This window comes from Mesorhizobium sp. M8A.F.Ca.ET.218.01.1.1 (assembly GCF_004791165.1).
Lineage (GTDB): Bacteria > Pseudomonadota > Alphaproteobacteria > Rhizobiales > Rhizobiaceae > Mesorhizobium.
This window is the reverse complement of the sequence record NZ_SRUZ01000009.1, coordinates 202,487-221,862: the sequence shown is the minus strand read 5'-3', so window position 1 is coordinate 221,862 and position 19,376 is coordinate 202,487. Positions and strand designations below refer to the sequence as shown.

Sequence of the window (19,376 nt, the reverse complement as noted above, 5' to 3'; positions counted from 1 at the left end):
CGTTTTCATTCTGTCCGTGCCAATAGGAGTACACTGTGCGCGACTTCCAACTACCTGGCCGCTCTCCGGCAATGGCCATGAACGGCATGGCCGCCACCCACAACCCGCATGCGGCGCGAGTTGCCATTGAGGTGCTGCAAAGTGGAGGCGCGGCAATCGATGCAGCAGTTGCCGCAGCCGCGGTGCTTGCAGTCGTGGAACCGCAGCAAACCGGAATCGGCGGCGACTGCTTTGTCATCATGGCCAAGAACGGCACCGATCAGATTGTTGCCTATAATGGCTCCGGGCGAGCCCCGTCCAGACTTCCGGCCAGCGGACTTGCCGTTGGCGAATCTCAGCTTGAAGATTCAAGCCCGCATGCCGTTACCATCCCGGGCGCTATTGATGCGTGGACCCGGCTCGTGGCGGATCATGGACGCAAGGAGATCGGCGAGCTTCTTGCCCCCGCAATCGCTTTTGCGCGGAATGGATTTCCGGTTCACCCTCGAGTGGCGCAAGATTGGGCTGTGGATGAAGCGCGGTTGCGGCGCGACCCCAATGCAACCCGCGTTTTCCTTCCGCGTGGCCGGGCCGCTCGGGCCGGTGAGATCTTTCGCAACCCCGGTCTGGCTGACGCGCTTAGCCTGATCGCCGCCAAAGGGAGAGATGGTTTCTACAAGGGACCTGTGGCTGAGGATATCGTGAGCTACCTTCGCAGCCTCGGTGGCTATCACACTCTTGATGATTTCGAGATCGCCGCAGGCGAATATGTCGAGCCCGTGCGTACAAACTACCGTGGTATGGAGGTCTGCCAGATCCCGCCCAACAACCAGGGCATCACCGCGCTCCTCATGCTCAACATCCTCGAGGGTTTTGATCTCGCCGCGCTCGAACCTTTGGGGGCTGAGCGCCTGCATCTTGAAATCGAAGCCGGCAGGCTGGCCTACAGGGATCGTGATGCATTCGTCTGCGACACCCGCCATGCGGCTTTTCCGGTGAATGAAATCCTCTCCAAGGACTATGCCGCACGCCTTCGCAATGAAATCCGTCGCGACCGTGTGGCAGACCATCTGCCGCCGCCGCTCATGCGCAAATCGGATACTGTTTACCTGACGGTCGTCGATCGCGATCGCAACTGCGTCAGCTTCATCAATTCGGTCTATTGGGGCTTTGGCTCAACGCGAGTCTCGCCGACCTATGGCATCACGCTTCAAAATCGCGGCATGGGTTTTTCGCTCGATCCTGCTCACCCCAATGCGATAGGACCGGGCAAGCGCCCCCTCCACACGATCATGCCCGGGCTCGCCTTGAAGGATGGTCGGCCATTCCTTTGCTATGGGGTCATGGGGGGCGACTATCAACCTTTCGGACATACGCACGTATTGACCGGTATCGTGGACTTCGGACTCGATCCACAGGAGGCAATCGACCAGCCCCGCGTCTTCTATTCGCTGGGCGACACTCAGGTCGAGCGTGGCGTTCCGATCGGCACGGTCGAGGGGCTCAGAAAGCTCGGCCATCGGCTCGTCGAGGCAACCGAGCCGCTTGGCGGCGGACAAATGATCAAGATCGACTGGTCGGAAGGGGTGCTCATCGGAGGTTCGGATGCTCGCATGGACGGCTGCGCCCTTGGCTACTAGGTCCCCGACCCACCATACGCCATCGGCTCCTTTACTGCCGTCAGTTGGAGCCTCGTCGCGCGGGGTGGATCGGGTGCGGGTGTACTGGTCGACAATGCAACAGGCGATTGGCTGATGCGGATCTGCGTGTTTGGCGCGGGAGCGATCGGCGGTCTCGTCGGTGCCAGGCTTGCCGCACAAGGCGACGCCGAGGTGAGTCTCGTTGCCAGAGGTGCCCACCTTGCCGTTATTCGCGAAACGGGTTTGACGCTTAAGTCGGAAGATAGCGAGACCACCGTCACCGTGCGCGCGACAGACCAGGCCGCCGATCTCGGCCCCCAGGATTATGTCTTCCTGGCGCTCAAGGCCCATTCGCTTCCCGGCATCATTGAAAACCTGAAGCCGCTTCTGGGCCCTGAAACGGCGGTGGTCACGGCGCAGAATGGCGTGCCCTGGTGGTACTTTTACAAGCATGGCGGCGTGCACGAAGGCCGCCGCATCGAGTCCGTCGATCCGAAGGGGGTGCTGTGGGAGGCGATCGGACCTCAGCGCGTGATCGGCTGTGTCGTGCATCCGGCCGCCGAAATCGAGTCTCCCGGCGTCATTCGACATATCGAAGGCGATCGCCTACCGATCGGCGAGCCTTCAGGCGAGAGGACCGAGCGCACCGCCAATCTGGCCGCTCTCCTCGCGTCGGCTGGATTCAGGGCGCCAATCCGCACGCAAATCCGCAATGAGATCTGGGTGAAGCTGTGGGGCAATCTCTCGTTCAACCCAGTTTCCGCTCTGACCGGCGGAAAGCTCGATGAAATCTGCGCCGATCCAGGCACGCGGGCGATCATTCTGGCAATGATGGTCGAAGCTCAGACGATCGGCGAGGCGCTGGGGGCAAATTTCGGGGTCGATGTCGATCGACGGATTGCCGGCGCGGCCGCGGTCGGCAAGCACAAGACATCAATGCTGCAGGATCTGGAACTTGGCCGGCCGATGGAGATCGATGCTCTGGTGTCGGCGGTCCAGGAGCTAGGCCGTCTCACCGGCCATGCGACCCCGACGATCGATATCGTCGAGGCGCTCATTCGGCAACGTGCCAAACTCGCCGGCTGTCTTTGACGACCACCCCCTTCACGCCATTTGATCGGCGCTCATTGTTGCTGCCGCCGCCCGGATCACTGTCCGGGATGAAAGCCCGATCGGCGCGCAAGCGCAACGCACGGAGCGTTGCTTCATTCTAATTGAGGTCTATGTTGCAGCCCCACGTATCAATCAAGTTTATCCAAATTTCTAATTTGAGTGTATTCCCGAATTGTGCGCTCCATTTTCTCACGATGAGATCGCATAGAGATTGAAACTTTTGCTGTAAATCATGGTCACTGGTTGAAATCTTTATTACGACATCTGGAACTGCGGAAGACTGCACTGCCAAGGAATTAAATTCTATTGCTGTACACTGATTTAACTCGATGATGATATCGTGATCAGGAACGTTGAGAATCCTTTTTGTGGCCTGGTAAAGGATGTCCATCATCGGGGCGCTGTGGTCGGCCAAGCGTTGCTGTGTTTCAGTGGATTTAGGGAAAATTTCAATGTACGCCATTTGACTATATGCCCTCTTAATTTCGTGCTCTGTTCGCGATTGTTAAATATAAGAATTAACCCAGTGATGTAGTCGGCTAATATGCGTTATTTATCTCTGATTTTTACTTCCATCAGCTCTATGGGAAATCCAATGGACGGCTCCATGTCCATCTTTACCTCTCTAGAGAATTCAGATGAAAGCGTGTCAGTCACCTTCCACCCCAGCTTTGATAGCCGGTCCAATTCTGCGTCCATATTAGGGGTGAGGAAGCCAATTTCACTCAAGTGCCCAATTGGTGCACCGCACCCGGTATCGTATCCCAGCCGTTGTTTTTCGAGCGGCTCCATTAGTTCAAGATAGAAATCGTCGTTCACCCACGCACCGCTGACAAAAGCTTCCCCCTTGAATAAATTTCCTTCAACGCGAGTAAAACCTCCTTTGCCGATACCAAAAGACTCAGACAGCAACCTTTCCGTGCGACCGATATCCTCAACCCGAATGCAGACGTGGTTCATGATGAGCCTCTGTTCCTGATCGCATTTTTTAACCAGGCGCATCATTCGGCCCTCAAAGCCTTCTTCCCTGTTTTGATTTTCCATAGCTAATTCCTCCGATGGTTTCGCCAAACAAAAGTACGAGATACTGACAAGATCAGTCGTCAAAGCGCGGGCAACCAATTAGTCGTGGCTGTCGACGCAAGCGGCAACTCGCTCCTTGAGGTCAATCCCCTCCCTTAGGCCGGGTCGGCCAAAACATCCGGCGAGGCACAGGCGCATCTAACCTCCCGGCGCGACAACATTGAGGACGCAGCGACCAATCGCATCGAGGCAGTATCCCCCTTCGAGCACAAACATGTGGGGGCGGCCCAAGGATGCAACGGCTTCGCCAATCCGGTTGAAATCAGCCAACTCCAAGGCCAGACGTCCTGCGGGATCCTTGGCATAGCTATCCACGCCAAGCGCCACCACCATGTAGTCTGGAGAATAGTCGTGCAGCCTCTCGAGCGCGGTCGTCAAACCTTCGCTGTAGCCCGACCAGTCGGTGCCGGGTTGGAGTGGCAGGTTCAAATTGAAGCCTTCGCCGGCGTCGGCGCCGATCTCGTCGGCGTACCCGGAGAAATAGGGATAATCCACCGCGGGATCGGCATGGAGAGAGATGGAAAGGACATCGGACCTGGTCCAGAAGATGTCTTGAGAACCGTTGCCATGGTGAGCGTCAATGTCCAGGATCGCGACCCGAGCGCCATCTCGCGTCAGTTCCTGTGCGGCCAGTGCGGTATGGTTGGTGTAACTCGTACCTCCACCCATGTTCCAGCAGGCATGATGCCCCGGAGGACGAGCCAGGACCAGGCCCGGCAATCCAGCGACGCGAAGGTCCCCGGCAGCCTGAAGTGAAGCCCCTGCTGCGCCCAAGGTTGCAGGCCACATCGCCGGCGTGATCGTGCTCACCCCGTCGAACATGTAGTAGGCGATCTTGCCTTCTATCGCGCTTGGGCATCGCGGCGGCCGGTTGCGGTGCGGCCAGACGAAGCCGACGCCGTCGAGTTCGGTTCCGAATGAGCTAGACCATTCATCCCAGGCCGTGGCGAGGAAATCCAGGTAGTCTGCGGAATGAATGGTGCGCAGATCTACCTTCGATGCGGGTGCACAGTCCAAGACATCGGTGTGGCCCGCCTGCCGTAAGACATCCAGAACAGCGCTGGTGCGCTCCGCCACGTCCAGCGTTGGGATGAACCTCCCAGGGGTGAGCTCGACTTTGGATTGATGCTCCAGATGAGCATCGCACTTGTAGATCTTCATCTGCTGATCCCCGGTTGGCTCAGGCGCTATTTGCGATCCGAAGATCGGGTGGCACATCTGTCAGCGCGGTGTGAAGGGCTTCAAAGCACCGGTCGGCGTCGGCGGTGCTGAAGGCCAATGGCGGCCTTATCTTGATGATGTTTCCGAAGGGACCGGTCGAGGCAACCAGGACACCGAGGCTCTTCATCCGTTCACGCACCCAGCGGGCCGCGAGTTTCGCGGGAGCGCGCGAGGTCCGGTCGAGGACAAGCTCGGCTCCGTAGAAAAGGCCGCGCCCATGGATGTGGCCGACAAGCTCGTGCGTGCCGATCAAACCGTCGAGAGATGCCTTGAGATGCGCGCCGACACGCTCGGCGTTGCCTTGCAGGTTCTCGCCCTGCAGCACGTCCAAGGTGGCGTTGGCGACAACCGTCGAGACCGTGTTGCCGCCGAAGGTGTTGAAATAGCCAGTGCGACGCTGGAACTCCAGGGCGATTTCGCGACGCGTCACGAGCGCGGCGATGGGGTGCCCGTTGCCCATCGGCTTTCCCATGGTGACTATGTCGGGACGAACATCGAATGCCTCGAAGCCCCACATATGCGTGCCCGATCTTCCGAAGCCCATTTGGACTTCGTCGGCGATGCACAACGCTCCTGAACGGCTCGCTTTCTCGAAGGCAAGGCGCATGTAGTCGCCCGGCGGGACCAAGGCGCCGTTGCCGTCAAAGATCGAGTCAATCAGCAGCGCTGCAGCGCCCGATCCCCTTGCTCGAAGGCGGACCGCTGCTTCGGTCACGTGATCGGCGTAGCGTTCCCCCAAATCGGCCTGGTCGCCTCGATGGATGCCCCGGTAGACATTAGGGGGCGGCACCGCCTCGACCCAGCTCGGCTTGTCCTTGATGTCGTATTCCAGCAACGAAAGCGGCGCGACCACCGATGTGTTGCCATGATAGCTGTTTTCTGTGATGATCACGCCTTCGTTGCCGGTAACCGACCGGGCAATGCGAACCGCCAGGTCGTTGGCTTCCGAGCCGGTACAGACAAAGATCCAGGTATCCAGGCCTTCGGGGAGGGTCGCAGTCAGCCGCTCTCCCAGCCGCAGGATCTCGCTGTGAAGATAGCGGGAGTTGGTGTTGAGCGTGGCCGCCTGCTGGGCGAGCGCCTGCACCACATAGGGATGGCAATGCCCCACATTGGCGACGTTGTTGTAACAATCCAGGTACTCCGTCCCGGAGGCGTCGAAGAGTTTTGTGCCGCGACCACGCACGAGTTCCAGCGGCTCGTTGTAGAAGGTGTAGGCCTCGCCCAAGACCGATTGCCTGCGGAACATCAGGGCTTGGATATCGGTCGTAGTCTGTTCCACCACGGGCGATGAAATCGGCGTGGGCACCACGGAGGGGGTCATCGAGGCGACGAACGCGTTGCCATCGATGTTGGCGAGGCGTGATACGGCAGCCGAATACAGGGTTTGCAGTTCGTCGAGGTGCTGGTCGTGCCGGCCGTTGACTGCAGCCTGGTAGCGGACGAGCCCGACCTGCAGGATCAGCCGGGCAAGCACCAGATCCTTGAGCACCGCCAGATCGGCGGCCTCCAGTGGCATATATCTCTGGTAGCCGCGCACAATTGCTGATGCAGCAGCCACGGGTTCCGGGCTCCAATGGATGAAAGACGCTACAGCGACGGCGAGGTCCTGCGCGACCGTCCCATAGACCATGTCGCCAAAGTCGATAACCCCCACAACTTCGAGCAAAGGCTCGGCCCGGACCAGAACGTTGCTCTCGTGGAAATCATTGTAGATGACCTGGGATCGGAGGCGGGGCAGCGCCGCAAGGGTTGATCCGGCGAAGTGCTCCAATGCCCGGTCGACGTCTTGGCGGATTTCTTCTGGGATATAGTCCCGCAGCCAATCACCAAGGAGCAGGCCATTTGCCAGGTCCCACGGCATCGGTCGAACGGCACCGCGATGATTGAACCCTTGCAGCGCCCTGGCCAGGCGGCCGTGCGCCGCCCCGAGAGTCAAAAGTTCGTCGGTGGAGAGCTTGAACCCTCGTTGACCCAACTGGTCCATGACAGTCGTACCGGAGACGAACGAGAGAGCGCGTAAACGGTGTTCTCTACCCTCTCCATCCGAAATGCTGGAAAGCAGGTCGCTTCCAAGGGTCCTGCGCACTCGCGGGACCTGGAGCGCCGGATCGACCCTTTCGATATGTTCAAGCGCTTTCGCCTGAAAGATGAGACTTTCCTCATCCTCTTCGAGAGATGCGATCTTGACGACAAACCTCTCGCCGGCGGCAGTGACAAGACGATAGTTCTGTTCTCTTTCCCCTCCCAGCTGATGCCATTCGCCTGCCAGCCCGTAGTGCTCGAGCACATGGTCTGCGACCGGCTTCAGGTCCAGTTGCGGCGCCTTGATGCTGCGCAGGAGCGCACGCGCTTCAGTCTCGGTGATCTTCGTTTGCATGGTCGAACTGGTACCTCGATTTCGACGCCCGGCCAGCTACGCCGTCATGGCGGACGTGAGGGCGTCGCCCAGATCCTGGCGTCTCATGTACCCTACCGTTCTGCCCGTGGAATTGCCGAAGGCGATCACGCTGGCCCCGCCCTGAAATGTTTCCGCGACTTTTCGGAGTGTAACCTCAGCCTCGAGTTGCACGTCGAAAGCGCCCGGCTCTCCATGCTGCATGAAATTTTCCGCCGTCAGTATTCGACTGCGTTCCGCGCTCGCGGTGAATGCCCTCACATAGGAATCCGCAGGATTCAGGATCAGTTCCGCCGCGCTGCCGGTCTGGACCAGTTGGCCCTTGCGCAAAAGGGCGATGCGATCTCCAACGCGTGCGGCCTCATTGAAGTCATGGGTCACGAACACGGCTGTCTTGGAGAGCGTTTTCTGCAGCCTGAGAATTTCGTCCTGCATCTCTTCGCGAATGAGTGGATCGAGCGCTGAAAAGGGCTCGTCCAGCAGCCAAAGGCTCGGATTGGTTGAGAGGCTGCGAGCAATGCCGACGCGCTGCTGTTGGCCTCCGGAGAGCTCATAAGGATAATGATCCTCTTTGCCGGACAACCCGACAAGCCCAATCATATCGAGCGCCTTCTGCTTTCGCGCAGCTGCGCGCACACCTTGAATCTCCAGTGGCAACTCCACATTGCCGACCACGGTACGGTGGGGAAGCAGCGCAAAATTCTGGAACACCATGCTCATGTGCGTACGGCGGAGCAGTTGCAGGCTCTTTTCAGGCACGGCGCGTAAGTCCTGACCCTCGAAGCACAACGCTCCTTCCGATGGCTCCACCAGGCGCGTCAAGCATCTCAGCAGAGTGGACTTTCCGGACCCCGACAGTCCCATGATGACCAGGATCTCGCCCTTGGCCACGGAGAGATCGACGCCGGCCAACGCGACGAAACCGCCGCGCTGCTCCACAGAGGAGATGTTCTCACTCAGCGGCAATTCGGGATCGATACTATGCGCCTTGGCCGGTCCGTAAATCTTCCAAAGGTTCTTGCAACTCAACATGGCTATCCCCGACAATCCTCAGCCTAATTCCCTGGCTTCGTTCAACATGATCGCGTCGGAGGAGGTGTAGCCGCCATCGACAGCGATGCTCGTACCCGAGACAAAGCTGGCCCTGTCGGACAAGAGGAATGCGACCACGCCAGCGACCTCCTCCGGCCTTCCGTCCCGCCCAAGAGGCGTGATTGACGCTGACCCTGAGGACGCCCCAGTTGTCATGTCGGTTTGGATCCATCCCGGCGAAACGGCGTTGGCGCGGATGTTTCGGGAACCGAAATTGCATGCGAGGCTCTTGGCCAGATTGATCATCGCCGCCTTGGACGCCGCGTAAGCCATGCTTGCGTAGGAGCCGAAGAATGCGTCGGTGGAGGCTACCAAAACCACCGATCCTCCCGACACGATCTGCTTCTGCAGTCCAAGAGTCAGCCGCAACGCTGCATTCAGATTTACTTCGAAGGTGCGGTCCCAGATCGAGATGTCATATTCAGTAAATCGCTCGAATTTGACGATTCCCGCATTGTGGACGATGCCCCGAAGCTGGACACCCTGCAGGCGCCGCATCAACTCGTCCTGACTCTCGCGCGCGCCGGCATCGAAATGGTGAAGCGTGACTTTTCGCCCCAAGTCGTCGCCATACGAAACCAGGCCCTCTGCCGCTGTCGCATCGCTGATGTAGGTGGCATGCACATCGTAGCCATCCCGGAGCAACATCTCCGCAGTCGCTCGCCCAATACCGCGGGACGCGCCGGTGACCAGCGCAATCGGAGCTTCACTTGGATTCGACATATTGTTCCTCGATCCTCTTTTTGGCTTTTGGTCTCAGTTTCTGATCTTGATCCATTTCAAGGAACAGGTTCACGCCTTTGCAGGCATACTGCAGGGCAGAGGTCAGAATTTCCTTGGCACTGGCCGCGTCGGCCGCCTCCAAGGCGTCGATGATCGCAACCAGGGCCGCATTCAGTCTCGTGACGATGCCCTTTTCCTCGAAGGCCTCGCGCGCCGGCGGAGCTGTCTTGATCCAGACGCTTTCGATCATCTCGATGAGCGCTTGAGATTCCCCTCGCACATAGATCTTCATCAGAAGGCCGTTGAACCGAGGGGCGTATCCAACGGTGTCGCCAGCCTCGATGTCGCGCTGCATGCACTCGGCTTCGCTTCGGAGCGCCTGGATCGTTTCACTCGATAGACGCCCCGCGGCCCTCTCCAGGGCAAGGCATTCGAGGCTCACCGAGATCTCAAGGTATTCGTTGAAGCTCTGCCGGGAAACGAAGGGGACACGCGCCGATCGGTTTTCCTCGACGATAAGAATACCCTCTTCGCCTAGGCGCCGGAACGCCGTACGGACCGGCATCGGGCTGACGCCCAGTTCGGCGGCGATATCGCGGATCTTCAGGCGCTGTCCGGCCCGCCAGCGGCACTCAAGGATATCCTGACGGACAAGCTTGTACACGCGGTCCGAAGCGGTCGTGCTCTGCTCGTCCTTCGTTGTCATTTGTGACTCATTTGTGATATCTAGCGTCCATATTATGCTGTATTCAACCCGACATTCCCGAGCAATGCAACTTCTTTTTCTATTTTTGTGATTGACATGTGATAAGAAGTGCGCCCTACTTTGGCTCATAGGTCATTTTGAAAGGGTGTTTCGCGATGCGGTTTCCACTCTCGTCAGTCACGTTGGCGTCTGTGCTCTGCGCCAGTCTGTGCATTTCTTCCGGCGAGGCGCTCGCCGCCGCGCAATCCCAGGATCCGGTGCGGCTGGCGGTCGTTAGTGCGCCTGACGCGGACTTCATCACGAACGTGTTCGGGACCTTGCTCAAAAAGGCCGGATACAACATCCAGTACGTGCATACCGACTACACGGCGCAGTTCACGGCCATAGAGCTCGGCGACCTCGAGATCAGTCCCGCAATTTGGTCGTCTTCTCCCGAACTGATCGCAGCTGCGCTCGCGTCCGGCTCTGTGACGAAGGTGGGGTCGGTCGGCGTCAAGATCAGGGAAACCTGGTGGTACCCCAACTATGTCGCTGAGCTATGTCCGGGATTGCCGGACTGGAAGGCGCTCAAGAATCCTGCCTGCATCAAAGCGCTGTCCAACCCGGAGACGGACGGAAAGATCAATTATCTCGGAACACCGGCAGACTTTGATGCCGACGACGAGCGCCGCATCGCGGCGCTAGGCCTCGACGTCCACATAACGTTGCCGGGTACCATGGCGGCCATGGTCGCCACGATGCAGGGCGCAATCGAGAGGAAAAAGCCGATCATCGGATTTGGTTTCGTGCCTCACTGGCTGTACGGCTCCGGCGTGGGCACCTTTGTCGATTTCCCGCCCTATGAGGACGCGTGCCGCAGCGACCCCGCCTGGGGCGTCACCCCCGATCTCGTGGGTGACTGCGCTTTACCCACGGGAGATATCATCGAATTGATCAACAATGATTTCGCCAAGCGCGAGCCCAATGTAACGGATCTCTTGAAGAAGTTTGTTCTGACCAATGACGATGTTGCCTGGGGCATCCTCAAGCAGGATAAGGGCGGACTTACGCCCGAAGCTGCCGCGGCTGAGTGGATTTCCACCAACGAGAAAAAGTGGTCACCGTGGCTTCAATAACCTTCGGCGCGACATCTGTGGCGCCGCTCATCCGCCACAAATGGCTGCTGAGCAGCCGTTTGTGGGTGACATTCGGCCTCATTTTGCTCGTCGCTGCCTATGTTGGGCGGGAGGTGCTGCCCGAAGGGTTGTACGTCTGGCCGAAGCAATGGCTGCTGCCGTTGCTTAAGATGTCCAACGATGTGCTCAACCAGTTGCTTCGCCGATCCGAAATTTTTGGCGAGCCTCTCCGGGTCTGGACGCGTGCGGGTGGGGAGGCAGTCGGCCTTCCGATGCGGGGCCTGCAGAACCTTCTGACCACCGGCTGGTCCTTTCCGGGTCGCACTGCAGCCGAAACGGTTACTCTGCCGCCATTGTCGTGGGTGTCGGTCGTTCTTGCTGCAACCTACATGGGTTGGCTCGCCGGTGGGCGCCGCCTGGCTGTCCTGGCGTTTGCAACTTTTGCGTACTTTCTTGTTTTCAATCTTTGGGCTCAAGCGACATTGACGCTCGCTTCCGTGGCGTTTGCGATCGTCGTCGGCGTGATCTTTGGCCTGGTGCTTGGCGTGATGCTGTTTCGTTGGCGTTGGCTCGAAACCGTATTGAACCCCGTCTTCGACGTCATGCAAACGATTCCGCCATTTAGCTATCTGGTGCCAGTCCTGATCCTCTTCGGGTTCGGTCCCGTCGCGGCGTTGGTGGCAACACTGATCTTCGCCTTGCCGCCGATGGCGCGAGCGGTGGTGTATGGCCTGCGTCGGTTGCCGGACCATACGTTCGAACTGTCCAGCATGACCGGTGCCTCCCGCTGGCAGGGCACATCGAAGATCCTTTTGCCAAGCGCGAGGGACGACCTCCTTTTGGGCGTCAATCAACTGGTGATGATGGCGCTGGCTATGGTCATTCTGGCTTCCATGATCGGCGCAGGTGGTCTGGGAGCGGAAGTGCTTCGCGCGATCCAATCCCTCAAGATCGGTCGCGGGTTGGAGGCGGGGATTGCGATAACACTGCTGGCCGTACTGCTTTACGGCTACGGACATTCGATCGCCGTGCGTCGACCTTCTCATCTGTCTCGACCGCAACCGATAAGGCACCTCGCAATCCTGGCCGCCATCCTCGTCATTCCCACAGTCGGGGGAGTCGCAATCGCACCTCTGGCGCAATATCCGGTCGAGTTGACGATCTCGACCGCTGATTTCTGGTCACGCGTCATCAGTTGGCTGAACGGCAACTGGGGCGATGGTTTCGAAACCGCCCGGCTGACCATCACGCTCGGCGTCATTCGGCCCTTGTTGACGATACTGAGAGATCTCGGCTGGGCGTCGATTGTTGCTTCCATGCTGTGTTTCGGCTTCGCGCTGCGGCGGCCTTCTCTTGCTGTCCTGTCTTGCGCCACGCTCATCCTGATCGCTGCCATTGGCTATTGGGACAAGTTGCTGATCACCTTCAATCTGGTGACGGTCGGAACGCTGCTCTCCCTTTTTGTCGGAGCGCCCTTGGGAGTATGGGCCGGATCTTCGCGCCGCGTGCACGCGGTGTCGGAGGTTGTCGTCACGACCCTGCAGACGTTGCCTTCCTTCGTATACCTGGTGCCCGTTGTCATGCTTCTGGGTCCCGGAGATGCAACCGCGGTGATCGCCATTGCGCTCTACTCCGTGGCGACGACGGTGCGATACACGGACCATGCCATCCGCAATGTCGATCCAACCACGATCGAAGCCGCGGTGGCGTTCGGGGCCACCCCACTTCAAACGTTCTGGAAGGTTCGTCTGCCTCTTGCCCGACCTGGTCTGATGCTGGGTCTCAACCAAACGATCCTCATGTGTGTTGGGATGGTGGTCATAACGGCGCTTGTTGGCTCACAGGGGCTTGAACTGGAGACCGTGGATGCCATCGCTCGTGTCGAGGCCGGCAGAGGATTGCTTGCAGGCCTTGCGATTTCCGCACTGGCAATCATTCTGGACCGCTATGTAGGCGCGGTCGCGGAGAAATTGAACGCCCCCGGCTCGCCCCGCGCCAAATCATCATGATCATCTATGTTCCGGCTGCCCGCTACGGCTGCGGAATTGTGAACATTGAGGGTGGCACGTTGAAGTCATTCAGGGCCTCGGCGGCGGGACGCGCCGTCGGCCAATTCCATGTCTTCTGATTCCAGGAACAACGCGACACAAGGAGAGGGTTTCGCAATGGTTGACTTTAATGAGCGCCTTGCAGCGCTGCGGGCGAAGTTCGCCGACAGTCTCGAGTTTCATGATCCGAAATTTCGCAAGGTTGGTGAGAAGATATTTAGCGGCGGAACCCGTCTGGCGCCGTATTCCGGCATCTCAACCTTTGCCGGCTTGCCATTGAAGACAATCGATTTCAAAGCACCCGACTTCGGCGATCTCCAGGTAGCGGTAGTCGGCGTGCCAATGGACCTTGGTGTAAGCAACCGACCTGGATCGCGTTTCGGGCCACGTGCGATACGGGCAATTGAGCGGATTGGGCCGTACAATCACGTCCTCGAATGCGCGCCTGCGTTCGATCTTAGGATCGCCGACATAGGCGATATTCCTTTCGCAAGCCGCTACCGCCTGGAGCAAAGTCACGATGATATCCAGGCGGCGATTGCGGCGGTCGTCGCTGCGGGCGTAATTCCCGTCTCGGTTGGAGGTGATCACTCGATCACTCATCCTATCCTCAAGGCCGTCGGCCGCGATCGTCCGGTCGGGTTGATCCATATCGATGCGCATTGCGACACGGGCGGCCCTTTCGATCAGACGAAGTTCCATCACGGCGGCCCGATGCGTAACGCGGTCTTGGACGGCGTGCTCGATCCCGCTCGGACAATCCAGATCGGAATTCGCGGCTCGTCGGAGTATTTGTGGGAATTCTCCTACGCCTCGGGCATGACGGTCATCCATGCCGAAGAAATTTCGGGCCTTGGAATCGAAGCCGTGATCCGCAAGGCGAGGGCGATTGTAGGCGACGGCCCGACCTACCTTTCTTTTGATGTCGACAGCGTCGATCCGGCCTTCGCACCGGGGACAGGCACTCCAGAGATTGGCGGGCTCACGACGCGCGAGGTGTTGGAGCTCATCAGGGGACTGAAGGGCGTCAATCTTGTGGGCGCAGACGTCGTCGAAGTGGCTCCGCAATACGACGCGACAACCAACACAGCGCAGGTCGGCGCACAGGTGCTCTTTGAAATTCTGGGCCTGCTGACGTTTAGCCCTTCGCTCGCATGAGCGAGGGTGTGAGCCTTATCCGAATTGGGAAGGAGCATCGTTATGCTCGATAAGCGGAAGTTCTATATCGGCGGCGAGTGGGTATCGCCAATCGCCGGGCAGGATCTGGAAGTTCTGAACCCTGCAACCGAAAAGCCGATTGCCGTCATTTCCATGGGTACGCCAGAGGATATCGCCAAGGCTGTCGTAGCGGCAGAAAATGCCTTCGCTTCCTACAGCCGAACCACTCTTGAAGAGCGCCTCCGGCTGCTCGAAAGATTTCTGGCCATTTACAAGCGTCGCTACGACGAGATGGCTGAAACAATAACGTTGGAACTTGGCGCCCCGATCACCATGAGCCGGCAGCAGCAGGCCGATGTCGGTGTTGGCCATCTGCAGGGGTTCATCGATGCGCTGCGTGATCTGAAAGCTCGCGAGGAATTGCCGAATGGCGATATCATTCTGCGCGAACCTATCGGCGTCTGCGGTCTAATTACACCTTGGAATTGGCCGATCAATCAGATCGCACTGAAGGTGGTGCCGGCCCTCGCGACGGGTTGCACATGCATCTTGAAGCCTAGCGAATTCACGCCCCTCAACGCCATGTTGTATGCTGAGATGATTGATGAGGCGGGGTTTCCCCCAGGTGTCTTCAATTTGGTCAATGGTGGCGCTGACTGCGGCGCGGCGCTTTCCAGACATAGGGACGTCGACATGATGTCCTTCACAGGCTCTACGAGGGCCGGGATCGCAGTTAGCAAAGATGCTGCCGACACTGTGAAAAGGGTAACCCTGGAGCTTGGTGGCAAATCTCCGAACATCGTTTTTGAAGATGCAGATCTCGATGAGCGGGTTTCCGCCAGTGTTGCCGAATGCTTCAATAACTCTGGCCAGTCCTGCGATGCACCGACGCGGCTGCTCGTGCAGCGCTCTGTCTATCAAAGGGCAGTCGAGGTAGCGCGTCGCGCTGGCATGGCCGCCGAAGTAGGGGACCCAATGAAGGAAGGCGCGCACATTGGGCCTCTGGTGAGCGAAATTCAGTTCGCTCGTGTACAAACCTTGATTAATGCTGCGATTGATGAAGGTGCGCAGTTGCTCGTTGGCGGCCCCGGCAAACCGAAGGGTTTTGAAGCTGGTTATTTCGTAAGGCCAACTATCTTTATCGACGTCGACAACGAGATGCGCATCGCACGGGAAGAGGTTTTCGGGCCGGTTCTTGCGATCATTCCTTTTGACAGCGAGGAAGAGGCCATCACCCTGGCGAATGACACGACATACGGCCTTGCCGCCTTTGTGCAAACCGGTGATCCGAAGAGAGCAGAAAGGGTGGCTTCGCGTCTGCGGGCCGGCATGGTGCATATCAACGGAGCGCCGCACCGCTATGGAAGTCCATTTGGCGGCTACAAACAATCCGGTAATGGCCGCGAGGGCGGAAGGTTTGGCCTTGAAGACTTTCAGGAAGTAAAAGCAATTCACAAACCTGACGTAGCCTAACGTCCCTTAGGCCTTTCGCAGCTGCCAGGTCGACGCTGCTACCGTCGATGGGCACCGAGAAGCCAACCATAACGCGGCCATGACTTGCACAAAGGTGGTGGCGATCATCCACGAAGATCGCTTTGAATGTCCGATTAAGTTCGGGAGCTATGACCAGATCGGCGAAGCATATCCTTGCTGGGCGGGCCGATCTCGGATCCCGAAGGTGCCCCTCGAGTTCGAACGGGCGCTCAGATCGCACGAAACTTATGCATAGTTCACCCGACCACCGTTTTTCAAAACAGATCTGCATCGAGGCACGGTGCCACCGTGCCGTCAGCCTGACGGTCTCGATGCCTGGTCGACCAACCAGTCGACGAACCGGCCGATCGCTGGATTAGCCAAGCCTTCCTCATGGCATATGCAGTAATAGCTTCGGGATGCCGCAACACTGAGCGTCAAGGGTTGAACCAGTCTGCCCTCATCCAGGTCCCTGAAGGAAATGATGTCGTTTGTCAGGGCGACACCATGACCATCGCGCGCGGCCTGAAGCACCATGGCAAAGTTGTCGAAATAGATATCGGACTCCACGGAATGGGGTACGCGTGCTTCCGTTAGCCAACGCCGCCATTGGTCGCCGTCGTCTTCATGGAGCAAGCGATGTTTGAGCACATCGTGAGGCTCGCGAATTGCATTTGGACCTCGCAGCAATTGTGGGCTGCACACTGGTGACGCGTAGATGCTGTGCAGCATCCGCCACCAGAATCCAGCCCAAGGTGGATTCCCATAGACGATGGCGACATCGACTTTTCGCCAGTCCACTTCCTCGAAGTCCACTGCTGTGTGCATCTGCATGCGAAGATCGGGGTTTGCATCGAGAAACCGAAAGATCCTGGCCGTGAGCCAGGTCGTTCCAAAGACTGAAGGCGCCGATACGCGCAGCTCCGCCCTGTCTGACGTGGCGTAGGCATTGGCCGATATGTCGCGGATCGAATCCGCAATCTGATGCATGGCCGTGCCGACGCTTTTCTGCAGCGTCGCGCCCCGTTCAGTCAGCACGAGGCGGCGGCCGCTTTTCCTGAACAGGTCGATGCCAAGCGAAAGCTGCAAGGCACGCAGCTGCTGGCTTATGGCGCCTGGCGTCACATGCAATTCGGCAGCCGCGGCCGCGACATTGCCGAGCCGCGATACGCTTTCGAAGGCTCGCAGAGAATGAAGGGACGGAACGGCCACGTATCACCTTAGTTTAGAAAAACTGCTCTAACTAAATGCTAAAGATTTAGCTTGTCTCATAGTAATTGCAACATATGGTCCTCGGCAGCCACAAAACGGCATCGCAAAATAAAATGGGGAACTGGATATGCTTCACGAACGCACTGCCTTCGCAGCGAAAATCGCCTTTGGCGGACTGGTCGTCGCCACCCTTGTCGCCACCGCGCCGGCGGCGCAGGCCGGAGGTGCGGATCTTGTCCATAACGGCGTGCTCAGCGTCTGCACCGGCGGCGATTTTCCGCCCATGCAATATTATGAGAATCCAGGCGACGAGAAGCTTGTCGGTTTCGAAGTCGATGTCGTGGATGCCATCGCAAAGCAATGGGGCGGCACCACCAAATATGTGGTCGGCGACTTCAAGGTGCTGTTGCCATCGCTCGGCGCCGAGCGATGCGATCTCGTCGCCAGCGGCATCATGGTGACCAAGGAGCGCCTGCAGGCCTATGACGCCGTTCCCTACTTCGTCTCCAATGTGGTGCTGGTGACATCGGCTTCGGATTCAGAGACCAAATCGCCGCTCGACCTCAGCGGCAAGGTGCTGGCGATCGAGGCGGGCACCACCTACGAGAAGACAGCTGCGGAGCTGAACGCCGAGCTGACAAAAGCCGGCAAGGCGCCCGCGCAGATACAGACCTATCCGTCCGCCTCCGCCGTCATCGAGCAGATCCTAGTCGGCCGGGCTGCGGCGACGATCACCCAGGACACGACGGCTGCATTCCGCATCAAGCAAATGCCAGGGCGGCTGCAGGTGCCATACAACTATGGCGATGGTGAAACTTACGGGATCTATCTGAGAAAGGGCGGCGACAACCGCGAGGCCCTGGTCAATGCCATCGAGACCTTGCAGGCCAGCGGCGAGATGAAGGCGCTGTTGCAGAAATGGAACCTTCCCGAGGCCGCCGCAGACGTCAAGCACGCGACCAATTAAGGGACGTGCCGAGGTGTTCGACAGCAAGCTCTTCCTGACGGCCCTGTTCGGCTGGCCCCTCGCCAAGGGGGCTTTGCTGACCCTCGTGCTTTCGCTTCTGGTGATGACCGTTGCCCTGGCGATATCGCTGGCAACAGCAGCACTGGCCACGTCGAAGCGGCGCTGGATCCGCCTGTCGATCGCCGCGTTTGTCTGGCTTCTTCGCGGCGCACCCGCGCTGCTCGTGCTGCTGTTCGTCTGGAATGGACTGCCGCAGATCTCGGCGGTGTTCCGCTCGGACTGGTTCAGTCCGTTCGTCGCGGCGTTTCTCGCCCTGACCCTGATTCAGATTGCCTATCTGACCGAGATCCTGCGCAGCTCCTATGCATCGATCGGCAAGGGGCAATCCGAGGGTGCGGCGGCCCTTGGCCTGCACCGGGGTCAGATATTCTTCCTGATCATCCTGCCCCAGGCGCTTCGCGTCGCGCTACCGGCCCTGGTCAACGAATTCATTTCCTTGCTGAAGGCAACCTCGCTGGCGACGGTCATCTCCTTGAAAGAGCTCATGACCGTCACCCAGTTCGCCATCGCCACCAGCTTTCGGTTCTTGGAATGGTATGGCGCGGCGCTGATCTACTACATGTCGATGGTTTCGGTTCTGACTGTCGTTCAGATCAAGCTCGAGCGTCTGCTTGCGCGAGGACATCGTTGATGCCGCTCACCCCAACTGGCGAAGTGCATCGTGCTGCCGACTGGTTCTCACGCGAAACTCTGGGTAGGGGAATCACGCGGATATGGGAGCCGCACGTTCATCCCTATTTCAGAAGCAACGTCTATCATGTTCGCGGGCGCGACGTCGATCTTGTCGTCGATGGGGGCATGGGGCTAGTGCCTCTCAGACCCGTGCTGAACCTGCCACCTGGCAAGCCGGTAGTAGCCGTTGCAACGCACATCCATGTCGATCACGTCGGCGCATTAAGCGAGTTCGAGATGAGACTTGGCCATCGCGAGGAGTCTTCGTTTTTCGACGACATGGCGGATGAACACACATTGGCTCATCTCTTTCGCGCGCAGCGCGACGCCGTCAGCAAGCCTCCGCATGAGGCATGGTCGCTGCTGCATTTCCAGATCAAATCGGCGCCACTGTCCCGAATTCTCGACGAAGGCTGCACCATTGAGACCGGAGACAGGTCATTTCTGGTCCTTCACCTCCCTGGTCATTCGCCAGGGTCGCTCGGTCTTCTTGATGAACGCAACGGCGATTTTTTAGCCGGCGATGCGATTTATCGCGGACGATTGGTCGATGATCTTCCAGGTTCGGACGTGCACGTCTATCGAAAGACAATGCTGCGTCTTTTGGAGATAGAGTTCAACAGGGCATACTGCGGACACGGTGAGATAATCGACGAGAATGAACTGCGATCGATTGCAAGAAGTTATTTAGCGAGCTGAACGTTACGGGCCGCGCA

At 58.7% G+C, this 19,376-nt stretch carries 17 protein-coding genes; 9 read left to right on the top strand and 8 right to left on the bottom strand.

The features are described 5' to 3' along the window. Nucleotides 1-35: 35 nt before the first annotated feature. Both ggt and EN861_RS28950 read left to right on the top strand, forming a co-directional pair. On the top strand, nucleotides 36-1,619 hold the full coding sequence (gene ggt / locus EN861_RS28955) for a gamma-glutamyltransferase (protein ID WP_126070468.1): 1,584 nt from the start codon (nucleotides 36-38) through the stop codon (nucleotides 1,617-1,619). Nucleotides 1,620-1,733: 114 nt separating this feature from the next. Then, entirely contained in the window at nucleotides 1,734-2,711 is a 978-nt protein-coding gene (locus tag EN861_RS28950; RefSeq protein ID WP_135867245.1) for a 2-dehydropantoate 2-reductase, read from the top strand. A 118-nt stretch (nucleotides 2,712-2,829) separates the two neighbouring features. Here the strand turns inward: EN861_RS28950 and EN861_RS28945 are convergent, their stop codons facing one another. The 7 genes from EN861_RS28945 to EN861_RS28915 all read right to left on the bottom strand — a co-directional run bounded on the left by EN861_RS28945 (nucleotide 2,830) and on the right by EN861_RS28915 (nucleotide 9,955). Then, a complete protein-coding gene (locus tag EN861_RS28945; protein WP_126070466.1) occupies nucleotides 2,830-3,195 on the bottom strand; it encodes a hypothetical protein in 366 nt (121 codons plus the stop codon). A gap of 86 nt (nucleotides 3,196-3,281) precedes the next feature. Continuing rightward, nucleotides 3,282-3,776 carry a VOC family protein gene (locus tag EN861_RS28940; RefSeq protein ID WP_126070465.1) on the bottom strand — a complete coding sequence of 165 codons (495 nt, stop codon included), beginning with the start codon at nucleotides 3,774-3,776 and terminating at the stop codon, nucleotides 3,282-3,284. Between the two features lie 177 nt (nucleotides 3,777-3,953). Further along, nucleotides 3,954-4,976, bottom strand: coding sequence for a histone deacetylase family protein (locus EN861_RS28935; RefSeq protein WP_164548778.1), 1,023 nt, complete (start codon nucleotides 4,974-4,976; stop codon nucleotides 3,954-3,956). A 19-nt stretch (nucleotides 4,977-4,995) separates the two neighbouring features. Beyond that, on the bottom strand, nucleotides 4,996-7,416 hold the full coding sequence (locus EN861_RS28930) for an aminotransferase class III-fold pyridoxal phosphate-dependent enzyme (RefSeq protein ID WP_135867244.1): 2,421 nt from the start codon (nucleotides 7,414-7,416) through the stop codon (nucleotides 4,996-4,998). A gap of 36 nt (nucleotides 7,417-7,452) precedes the next feature. Beyond that, the gene (locus EN861_RS28925) at nucleotides 7,453-8,466 is read right to left on the bottom strand and encodes an ATP-binding cassette domain-containing protein (protein ID WP_126070462.1); all 1,014 of its coding nucleotides are present in this window, start codon (nucleotides 8,464-8,466) and stop codon (nucleotides 7,453-7,455) included. Between the two features lie 18 nt (nucleotides 8,467-8,484). Further along, nucleotides 8,485-9,249: an SDR family oxidoreductase gene (locus EN861_RS28920; RefSeq protein ID WP_126070461.1), complete on the bottom strand. Its 765-nt coding sequence runs from the start codon at nucleotides 9,247-9,249 to the stop codon at nucleotides 8,485-8,487. Beyond that, a complete protein-coding gene (locus EN861_RS28915; RefSeq protein ID WP_164548777.1) occupies nucleotides 9,233-9,955 on the bottom strand; it encodes a GntR family transcriptional regulator in 723 nt (240 codons plus the stop codon). Before EN861_RS28915 ends, EN861_RS28920 begins: the two co-directional genes overlap by 17 nt. A gap of 155 nt (nucleotides 9,956-10,110) precedes the next feature. Here EN861_RS28915 and EN861_RS28910 point away from each other — a divergent pair, with 155 nt between their 5' ends. The 4 genes from EN861_RS28910 to EN861_RS28895 all read left to right on the top strand — a co-directional run bounded on the left by EN861_RS28910 (nucleotide 10,111) and on the right by EN861_RS28895 (nucleotide 15,749). Then, nucleotides 10,111-11,070 carry an ABC transporter substrate-binding protein gene (locus tag EN861_RS28910; protein WP_126070459.1) on the top strand — a complete coding sequence of 320 codons (960 nt, stop codon included), beginning with the start codon at nucleotides 10,111-10,113 and terminating at the stop codon, nucleotides 11,068-11,070. Further along, complete coding sequence (locus EN861_RS28905) at nucleotides 11,049-13,079, top strand: ABC transporter permease subunit (RefSeq protein ID WP_135867243.1); 2,031 nt, start codon at nucleotides 11,049-11,051, stop codon at nucleotides 13,077-13,079. The genes EN861_RS28910 and EN861_RS28905 overlap by 22 nt, the downstream gene beginning before the upstream one ends. Before the next feature lie 156 nt (nucleotides 13,080-13,235). Continuing rightward, nucleotides 13,236-14,276 (top strand): agmatinase, encoded by a 1,041-nt coding sequence (gene speB / locus EN861_RS28900; RefSeq protein WP_126071189.1) that lies wholly within the window; start codon nucleotides 13,236-13,238, stop codon nucleotides 14,274-14,276. 42 nt (nucleotides 14,277-14,318) lie between these two features. After that, entirely contained in the window at nucleotides 14,319-15,749 is a 1,431-nt protein-coding gene (locus EN861_RS28895; protein ID WP_126070457.1) for an aldehyde dehydrogenase family protein, read from the top strand. Between the two features lie 315 nt (nucleotides 15,750-16,064). On the opposite strand, the gene EN861_RS28890 is transcribed toward EN861_RS28895, so the two are convergent. Beyond that, complete coding sequence (locus EN861_RS28890) at nucleotides 16,065-16,961, bottom strand: LysR substrate-binding domain-containing protein (protein ID WP_126070456.1); 897 nt, start codon at nucleotides 16,959-16,961, stop codon at nucleotides 16,065-16,067. A gap of 127 nt (nucleotides 16,962-17,088) precedes the next feature. Here EN861_RS28890 and EN861_RS28885 point away from each other — a divergent pair, with 127 nt between their 5' ends. Genes EN861_RS28885 through EN861_RS28875 form a run of 3 tightly spaced genes read left to right on the top strand, consistent with a single transcriptional unit; the run spans nucleotide 17,089 to nucleotide 19,359 of the window. Next, nucleotides 17,089-17,928 carry a transporter substrate-binding domain-containing protein gene (locus EN861_RS28885; RefSeq protein ID WP_135867242.1) on the top strand — a complete coding sequence of 280 codons (840 nt, stop codon included), beginning with the start codon at nucleotides 17,089-17,091 and terminating at the stop codon, nucleotides 17,926-17,928. 13 nt (nucleotides 17,929-17,941) lie between these two features. Beyond that, complete coding sequence (locus tag EN861_RS28880; RefSeq protein ID WP_135867240.1) at nucleotides 17,942-18,619, top strand: amino acid ABC transporter permease; 678 nt, start codon at nucleotides 17,942-17,944, stop codon at nucleotides 18,617-18,619. Then, nucleotides 18,619-19,359 (top strand): MBL fold metallo-hydrolase, encoded by a 741-nt coding sequence (locus EN861_RS28875; protein WP_126070453.1) that lies wholly within the window; start codon nucleotides 18,619-18,621, stop codon nucleotides 19,357-19,359. Before EN861_RS28880 ends, EN861_RS28875 begins: the two co-directional genes overlap by 1 nt. The last annotated feature ends 17 nt before the right edge of the window (nucleotides 19,360-19,376 follow it).

Bases quoted from the DNA above. Each gene is read 5' to 3' on its own strand.
- EN861_RS28950 (WP_135867245.1), top strand. From the start codon at position 1,734: ATGCGGATCTGCGTGTTTGGCGCGGGAGCGATCGGCGGTCTCGTCGGT.
- EN861_RS28930 (WP_135867244.1), bottom strand. From the start codon at position 7,416: ATGCAAACGAAGATCACCGAGACTGAAGCGCGTGCGCTCCTGCGCAGC.
- EN861_RS28895 (WP_126070457.1), top strand. From the start codon at position 14,319: ATGCTCGATAAGCGGAAGTTCTATATCGGCGGCGAGTGGGTATCGCCA.
- EN861_RS28910 (WP_126070459.1), top strand. From the start codon at position 10,111: ATGCGGTTTCCACTCTCGTCAGTCACGTTGGCGTCTGTGCTCTGCGCC.
- EN861_RS28885 (WP_135867242.1), top strand. From the start codon at position 17,089: ATGCTTCACGAACGCACTGCCTTCGCAGCGAAAATCGCCTTTGGCGGA.
- EN861_RS28945 (WP_126070466.1), bottom strand. From the start codon at position 3,195: ATGGCGTACATTGAAATTTTCCCTAAATCCACTGAAACACAGCAACGC.
- EN861_RS28925 (WP_126070462.1), bottom strand. From the start codon at position 8,466: ATGTTGAGTTGCAAGAACCTTTGGAAGATTTACGGACCGGCCAAGGCG.
- EN861_RS28875 (WP_126070453.1), top strand. From the start codon at position 18,619: ATGCCGCTCACCCCAACTGGCGAAGTGCATCGTGCTGCCGACTGGTTC.
- EN861_RS28935 (WP_164548778.1), bottom strand. From the start codon at position 4,976: ATGAAGATCTACAAGTGCGATGCTCATCTGGAGCATCAATCCAAAGTC.
- speB (WP_126071189.1), top strand. From the start codon at position 13,236: ATGGTTGACTTTAATGAGCGCCTTGCAGCGCTGCGGGCGAAGTTCGCC.
- EN861_RS28940 (WP_126070465.1), bottom strand. From the start codon at position 3,776: ATGGAAAATCAAAACAGGGAAGAAGGCTTTGAGGGCCGAATGATGCGC.
- EN861_RS28915 (WP_164548777.1), bottom strand. From the start codon at position 9,955: ATGACAACGAAGGACGAGCAGAGCACGACCGCTTCGGACCGCGTGTAC.
- EN861_RS28920 (WP_126070461.1), bottom strand. From the start codon at position 9,249: ATGTCGAATCCAAGTGAAGCTCCGATTGCGCTGGTCACCGGCGCGTCC.